Source organism: Thermoanaerobacter sp. A7A (assembly GCF_000445185.1).
In the GTDB taxonomy this organism is placed as follows: domain Bacteria; phylum Bacillota; class Thermoanaerobacteria; order Thermoanaerobacterales; family Thermoanaerobacteraceae; genus Thermoanaerobacter.
On the sequence record NZ_AVAF01000167.1, the window covers coordinates 1 to 6,752 of the forward strand.

Consider the following 6,752-nt stretch of genomic DNA (forward strand, 5'->3'; position numbering starts at 1 on the left):
TGTAAAAATAGCGGCAACCCATGCTGGTATAACAGTAGGAGAAGACGGGGCGACCCATCAATCAATAGAGGACATATCCCTTATGAGAGGAATACCAGGGATGGTAGTGATAAACCCTGCCGATGCAGAAGAAGCAAGACAAGCCATATTTGCGGCGGCAGAACACTATGGACCAGTATACATAAGGCTGGGGAGGATGGCAGTACCAGATATACATGACCAAAACTACAAATTCGAATTAGGGAAAGGTGAAGTAATAAGAGAAGGAAAAGACGTAGCGATAATAGCAACGGGGGTAATGGTGGCCATAGCGATTGAAGCAGCAGATAAACTAAAAGAAGAGGGAATAGAGGCGACAGTTGTCAATATACACACAATAAAGCCGATAGACAAAGATTTAATAGTAGAAGTAGCTAAAAAGACGGGCAAAGTTATAACAGCAGAAGAGCACAGCATAATAGGTGGGCTTGGTTCGGCGGTAGCAGAGGTTCTTTCAGAGGAATATCCAGTGAAGATAAAGAGAATTGGAATAAGAGATGAGTTTGGACAATCGGGTTCACCTAAAGAGCTTTTAAAACATTATGGTTTGACAGCGGAGGATATTGTAAAAGCAGCTAAGTCATTTTAAAAAATGCCAGGATTTAACCTGGCATTTTTTATCTATCAAAGTATATGTTTTTGCCTGTAGCAGAAAGAGGAATGCCTACCACAATCTCTCCTTCAATTAATTTTAACCTTCTTGCACTTACACCTATTCTATACATAACTCGATTATCCACATTCAAGAGACTGGCGGTTTTAACTGCAGACCCTACTGCTATTCCTAAGTCGATGAGCCTCCATGCACATATGGGACCTGCAAATTCTGTACCTTCTCTAAAATCCCTTAGACTAGTGCAAAGATTATAACCGCAAGCGCCGCAATTTAGTCCAACTTTTTCTGGTTTATTTAATGAAATTAAAAGTACTGCACTGGAGTTAGCGACGTTTTTTGCATCCCTGTCAAAATTTTTCTTTCCGGATTCTTCTCCATATTTCATCATATCCTCTTTTAATCTTATAAGGTCTTCACCTGTGATAACTTTTGTCTCTATAAAGTCTTTTCCAGTTGCTTTAGGCGCTGTTCTCGCTGATAATGCCATCAAATGAGCAGCTAATTCAATTACATCCATAATGTTTCCCTCCGTATTTTTAAGATGAATGCGTTATTTATTATAATTTTCCTATATTTTTTTACTTTTTGCAAGAAGGGTTGATAAAATTTTATCGAAAATTATTATTATATTTCTTTTTGTGATATAATATATCTGAATTACTTTACAATTTATAATAGAATATCACAATGGGGGTATATTATGTATACTAAAAGCAATTGTCTTATAGCACAATCAGGTGGTCCTACAGCTGTTATTAATTCCAGTCTGTATGGAGCTATAATGGAAGCTTCGCGCTCGGAGAAAATTGGCAAAGTTTATGGTGGGATAAACGGCATAGAAGGTATAATAAAAGGCAATATTATTGACATATTTGATATTCCCTATGAAAGAATAAAACAAATGAGATTTAGCCCTGCGGCTGCATTAGGGTCGTGCCGATATAGGCTAAAAGACTATTTAGAGGATGAAGAGGAATACAAAAAGTTAATAGAAATTTTTAAGAAATACAACATTAAATATTTTTTCTACATAGGTGGCAATGATTCTATGGATGCCGTTGACAAAATCAGTAAATATGCAAGAGAAATAGGTTTTGAAATAAATGTAATTGGAATTCCTAAGACTATTGATAACGATTTGATGTTTACAGATCATTCTCCTGGTTTTGGAAGTGCGGCAAAATATATAGCCACAACTACTTTAGAACTTGCGTTAGATGCGGAAGTGTATGAGACTAAAACAATTAACGTACTCGAAGTGATGGGCAGAAATGCAGGTTGGCTTACCGCTTCTTCTGCTTTGGTTAAAGAAAGATTGCCCCATTTGAAACAACTTATTTATCTTCCTGAGATACCTTTTAATGAGGAAAGATTTTTAGAGGATGTAAATAAAGCTTATAAGGAATATGGCAATGTCTTTATAACTGTATCAGAAGGACTTATGGATGAAAAAGGGAATTACATTGGAAGAAAAGAAAATGCTTATCATAAAGATGCTTTTGGTCATCCTCAACTGGGAGGAGTAGGAGACTATATAGAAAAGCTTGTAAAAGAGAAAATATATAAACGTGTCAAAATGACCAGACTTGGTGTAACGCAAAGATGTGCAATGCACTTGGCATCTAAAGTGGATTTTGAAGAAGCTGAGATGTTGGGGAAGGAAGCAGTAAAGTATGCGTTATTTGGTGAAACCGGGAAAATGATAAGTCTTGTAAGAGAAAGAAATTACCCATACACTGTTAAAACGGATATTGTAGATGTTGATAAAGTGTGTAACAAGGAGAAAAAAATGCCTTTAAATTGGATAAATGAAGAAGGTAATTATGTTACTGAAGAATTTTTTGATTATGCAAGACCCCTTATACAAGGAGAAGTGAAGGTCCCTATGGCAGAAGGGTTACCTTATTATATAAACTTAAAATATGCGATAAAAAAGCAGGAATAAAATCCTGCTTTTTTAAAATTCTTCCATTAGAACATTGCTATATTGTTTATTACTTTCTATAAACACGATAAGTATTGATAATATAGGGAATAATAGATTTAAATAAGCATAGGGAAGGTAATCAATGACTTTTACTCCTAAAACTGCAGAAAGAAACATTGCTGCTAAATTCCAGGGTATTATGCCGGCAAGTATCATGCCTGAATCTGCTATTGCTCTTACCATCATATCACTTTTTACGTTAAGATTTCTAAACACTTCTAACATTATGCGGGAAGGTAAAATTACAGAAAGGGCTTGATTGCAAGTTATTACTGCCATTAAAGTGCTTAATAACATTGTGACCAAATAGGCAATTTTAGGGTTTTTAATTTTTTGAGCTTTTTTAAAAACTGCTTTTATAATTCCTGTCCCTTCTAATATTCCAGAAAGAGCGGTAGCAAAGGTTACTACTCCTATCATTGGGAAAATTGAAACCATACCTCCTCCTGAAAAGAAAGATTTAAATTCTGGAATATTAGATACATTTCCCATCATAATGACTTTTAAAGAATCTATAAGGTTATAACCATTTAGTAAAGAGACAAAGTAGGAGAGAAGGACAGCAATTGAAAGATTTATCTTTGTAGGAATTCTAAAAAAAGCTAAGGTTATAATCATTATAGGAGCTAAAAACAAGAAGAAGTTTATTTTATAATTTTTCAAAATTATAGCTGCAAGATTGTCAAAAGTGTAGGGCGAAGAAATATTAATGTGAAGACTTAAAAGATAGTACAATAAACCAGTTAATATATAAGTAGGAATTGCAGTTTTAAAAAGAGATTTAAGTACATTGTATTGCTCAATTTCTCCCATATCCGACAGAAGAATGACATTTCCTGCAAGGGGAGAGGTCCTATCTCCTATAAAAGAACCGGATATTACTGCACCAGCAACTATTGGAAGAGGATAGCCAAAGCCATGGGCTAATCCCATTATTACTATTCCAATAGTACTGGCGGTTCCTACAGCTGTACCTAAAATCATTGAGATAATAGAGGTTGTGATAAAAGACAATAATAGAAAACCTTGTGGTTTTAAAAAGTGGGAGGCATAGTAAACAAGAGCCGGAAGCGTTCCATTCTGTTTCCACAAGGCAACTAGGGCTCCTATCAAAAGGAGTATAATCATCACATTTATACCTTTTTTAAATCCATCAATTGACATATTGACAAGTTCTTGAGGCGAAAAACCGTTTATCAAAACAATAGCAAAGGTTATTATATAGCTTATAAAAAGCGGTATATAGGGAGGTTGGTGAAAAACTAATACCATTGTCATGGTTATGGCCAAAATCAACAAAAAAGTTATAAGTGAGATTCCAAATTTGTTTTCCATTTTTCACTGCTCCTTTTAGTAATGAAGAAGTTATTTATAAGGTATTACGTGAATTTCTATATTTTTTGCTTTTTTGATTAACTTTATAACAAAGCATCGGGTGCTTCTTCAGGAGTTAACCTCCTAAAACCTTCACTCATTAAAATTACACGCCCTCCACAGTTTGATTATATCTTTGTTTGAGCATAATTATTTCATACAACTATAATAATATGAATCTTATTAAAAATCAATAAAAAGAGAGAGCAATTGCTCCCTCACATTTTTTCAAACATATCTTTTGCTACTCCACAGTCCGGACAAACCCAATCATCAGGCAATTCTTCAAAAGGTGTTCCTGGTGCAATTCCTTGAGATGGGTCTCCTTCTTCTGGATCGTATATGTACCCGCATACTGTGCACTGCCACTTTTCCATAAAAATTACCCCCTTGATGTTTTCCTTTATTATAGCAGAAATTAGCAAAGAAAATCAAGGGGGGAATGTAAATAAGGCAAAGGTATTAGCAAGTCATAGCTGAAGTTCCAAGGTACTCACTGACAATTTTCATAGCGCAGAATTTTCCGCACATACTGCAAGTTTTGGCTGTAGATATGTTTTTATTGATGCGATATTTAAAAGCTTTATCAGGGTCTATAGAAAGCTTTATTTGCTCATCCCAGTTTAAGGCTTTTCTAGCTCTAGCCATAGTTAAATCTTTTTCTTTAGCACCTTTTACGCCTTTTGCGATATCTGCAGCATGGGCGGCAATTTTTGCTGCAATAACGCCTTCTTTGACATCTTCTTTGTCTGGAAGTCCGAGATGTTCAGCGGGTGTAACATAGCAAAGGAAATCAGCACCAGAAGCTGCTGCAATTGCTCCTCCGATTGCTGAAGTTATGTGGTCATAACCAGGAGCTATATCAGTCACAATAGGGCCAAGCACATAAAAAGGAGCATTATGACAAAGTTGTTTTTGAAGTTTTACATTTGCTTCAATTTGGTCAATTGGCACATGCCCGGGTCCTTCTACCATAACTTGAACTCCTGCCTCTCGAGATTTCTTTACCAATTCGCCAAGGATTATAAGTTCTTGAATTTGTGCTGCGTCTGTAGCATCTTCAAGACAACCTGGACGCAGTCCATCTCCTAAGCTTAGAGTTATGTCATATTTTTTAGCAATATCAAGGAGTCTATCAAAATGTTTATACAAAGGATTTTCTTTGTTGTTATGGAGCATCCAAGCAATTGTAAAGGAGCCACCGCGGCTTACTATATCCATCACTCGGCCGTTGTCTTTAAGCTTTTTCAATGATTCAAATGTTAAACCACAGTGGACTGTAATAAAATCAACCCCGTCTTTTGCTTGTTCTTCTATAACTTCAAAAATAAATTCTTCAGGCATAGCTACAATGCTACCGTATTTGGATATAGATTCTACAGCTGCTTGATACATAGGGACAGTTCCTACAGGGACAGGGGAATTTTCAAGTATTTTTCTACGAGATTGGTTAATGTCGCCCCCTGTGCTTAAATCCATTACCGCATCTGCTCCAGCTTTTACAGCAACATTTAATTTTTCAATTTCTTTTTCAATTTCAGGGTATGCATCAGAGGTTCCTATATTGGCATTTACTTTTGTCGATAAACCCCTTCCTATGCCTTTGGGAATGAGGTTTTTGTGGTTGATGTTTGATGGTATTACTATTTCTCCTTTTTTAACTCCTTCTAAAATAAATTCTTCGTCTACTCCTTCATACTCTGCGACTATTTTCATCTCTTTTGTGACAATGCCTGAAAGGGCGTATTCCAATTGTGTCATAATAAAAACCTCCTTAAAAAATAAATAAACCATGGGGATTATAGCCATGGCAGATGACCACATCCCTACGCAGGTACTAACCTAACAGGTTCGATGGGTTAAAAGGCAACACCTTTTTCTCAGCCGGTTACGCCGGCACCCCATGTGGCAAATATTAAATTTTTATAATCGATAGGGTATAAATATTATACAATATTATTATACCACTAAAAAAAATCGGCGTATATTATAATTTAGAAAAAATTTAAGAAAGAGTACAAAAAAAAGTTCTTGACTTTACAGTTTCAAAGTGATAACATAGATTACAACATGCAAAATTGAATATAATATTACACACAAACCTCTTATCAAGAGTGGTGGAGGGACTGGCCCGATGAAACCCGGCAACCGGCATTTATATGCGTCTGGTGCCAAATCCTGCAGGTTAGGGTGTCTAACCTGAGAGATGAGAGGAGTGGCGGATTATTAGGCCCTCTTCTCATTGAGAAGAGGGCCTAAAAATTTATTTGGAGGTGTGACATGAAAATAAAAATCGGATTATTAGGACTTGGAACAGTAGGAACAGGAGTATATAAATTGATAACTTCAAGAGGAGGTCATATAAGGGAGAGTACAGGGGTTTATCCTGAGATAAAGAAGATACTCGTGAAAAATCTCAATAAGCCAAGGAAAGTGAAGGTAGAAGGACTACTTACCCAAAATGCTGAAGAAATTTTGAAAGATAAAGAGATAAAAATAGTTATTGAAGCAATAGGAGGTATTTCTCCAGCTTACGAATATGTGAAGGAGGCTTTGGCTTCAGGGAAGCATGTAATCACTGCAAATAAAGAATTGATAGCTAAGCATGGAGAAGAATTAAATGAAATAGCAGAAAAGAATAGAGTATTTCTAAAATGTGAGGCAAGTGTAGGTGGGGCTATACCTATACTGCATCAAATTGACGCCCGGCATGGGCGATAACTTGGCGGTGAAAGT

General features: G+C 36.0%; 6 protein-coding genes, 1 pseudogene and 2 riboswitches. Of the genes and pseudogenes, 3 read left to right on the forward strand and 4 right to left on the reverse strand.

Annotation, left to right across the window (positions count from 1 at the left end; translation table 11 throughout):
• Positions 1–628, forward strand: a 628-nt coding sequence (locus tag M663_RS0113350; protein WP_029689289.1) for a transketolase C-terminal domain-containing protein, incomplete at its 5' end; no start/stop codon positions are given.
• Between the two features lie 28 nt (positions 629–656).
• Here M663_RS0113350 and M663_RS0113355 read toward each other — a convergent pair.
• Positions 657–1,172: a DUF2148 domain-containing protein gene (locus tag M663_RS0113355; protein ID WP_012269029.1), complete on the reverse strand. Its 516-nt coding sequence runs from the start codon at positions 1,170–1,172 to the stop codon at positions 657–659.
• Positions 1,173–1,355: 183 nt separating this feature from the next.
• Between M663_RS0113355 and M663_RS0113360 the strand changes: the two genes are divergently transcribed.
• Positions 1,356–2,600 carry a 6-phosphofructokinase gene (locus M663_RS0113360; RefSeq protein WP_029689290.1) on the forward strand — a complete coding sequence of 415 codons (1,245 nt, stop codon included), beginning with the start codon at positions 1,356–1,358 and terminating at the stop codon, positions 2,598–2,600.
• 12 nt (positions 2,601–2,612) lie between these two features.
• Here the strand turns inward: M663_RS0113360 and M663_RS0113365 are convergent, their stop codons facing one another.
• The 3 genes from M663_RS0113365 to thiC form a co-directional block, all read right to left on the reverse strand.
• Positions 2,613–3,977, reverse strand: a complete 1,365-nt coding sequence (locus M663_RS0113365) for a Na+/H+ antiporter NhaC family protein (RefSeq protein ID WP_009052804.1) — start codon at positions 3,975–3,977, stop codon at positions 2,613–2,615.
• A gap of 257 nt (positions 3,978–4,234) precedes the next feature.
• Positions 4,235–4,393, reverse strand: a complete 159-nt coding sequence (gene rd / locus M663_RS0113370) for a rubredoxin (protein ID WP_003867480.1) — start codon at positions 4,391–4,393, stop codon at positions 4,235–4,237.
• An 85-nt stretch (positions 4,394–4,478) separates the two neighbouring features.
• Positions 4,479–5,777: a phosphomethylpyrimidine synthase ThiC gene (thiC, locus tag M663_RS0113375; protein ID WP_029689291.1), complete on the reverse strand. Its 1,299-nt coding sequence runs from the start codon at positions 5,775–5,777 to the stop codon at positions 4,479–4,481.
• Between the two features lie 45 nt (positions 5,778–5,822).
• A riboswitch (TPP riboswitch) is annotated at positions 5,823–5,930 on the reverse strand.
• Positions 5,931–6,118: 188 nt separating this feature from the next.
• Positions 6,119–6,229, forward strand: a riboswitch (SAM riboswitch).
• A gap of 67 nt (positions 6,230–6,296) precedes the next feature.
• Here thiC and M663_RS0113380 point away from each other — a divergent pair.
• Positions 6,297–6,719, forward strand: a pseudogene (locus tag M663_RS0113380) (homoserine dehydrogenase); the annotation flags it as partial.
• Positions 6,720–6,752: the final 33 nt, after the last annotated feature.

Excerpts from the sequence above, each read along its gene's own strand:
- M663_RS0113355 (WP_012269029.1), bottom strand. The coding sequence starts at position 1,172 with ATGGATGTAATTGAATTAGCTGCTCATTTGATGGCATTATCAGCGAGA.
- thiC (WP_029689291.1), bottom strand. The coding sequence starts at position 5,777 with ATGACACAATTGGAATACGCCCTTTCAGGCATTGTCACAAAAGAGATG.
- rd (WP_003867480.1), bottom strand. The coding sequence starts at position 4,393 with ATGGAAAAGTGGCAGTGCACAGTATGCGGGTACATATACGATCCAGAA.
- M663_RS0113365 (WP_009052804.1), bottom strand. The coding sequence starts at position 3,977 with ATGGAAAACAAATTTGGAATCTCACTTATAACTTTTTTGTTGATTTTG.
- M663_RS0113360 (WP_029689290.1), top strand. The coding sequence starts at position 1,356 with ATGTATACTAAAAGCAATTGTCTTATAGCACAATCAGGTGGTCCTACA.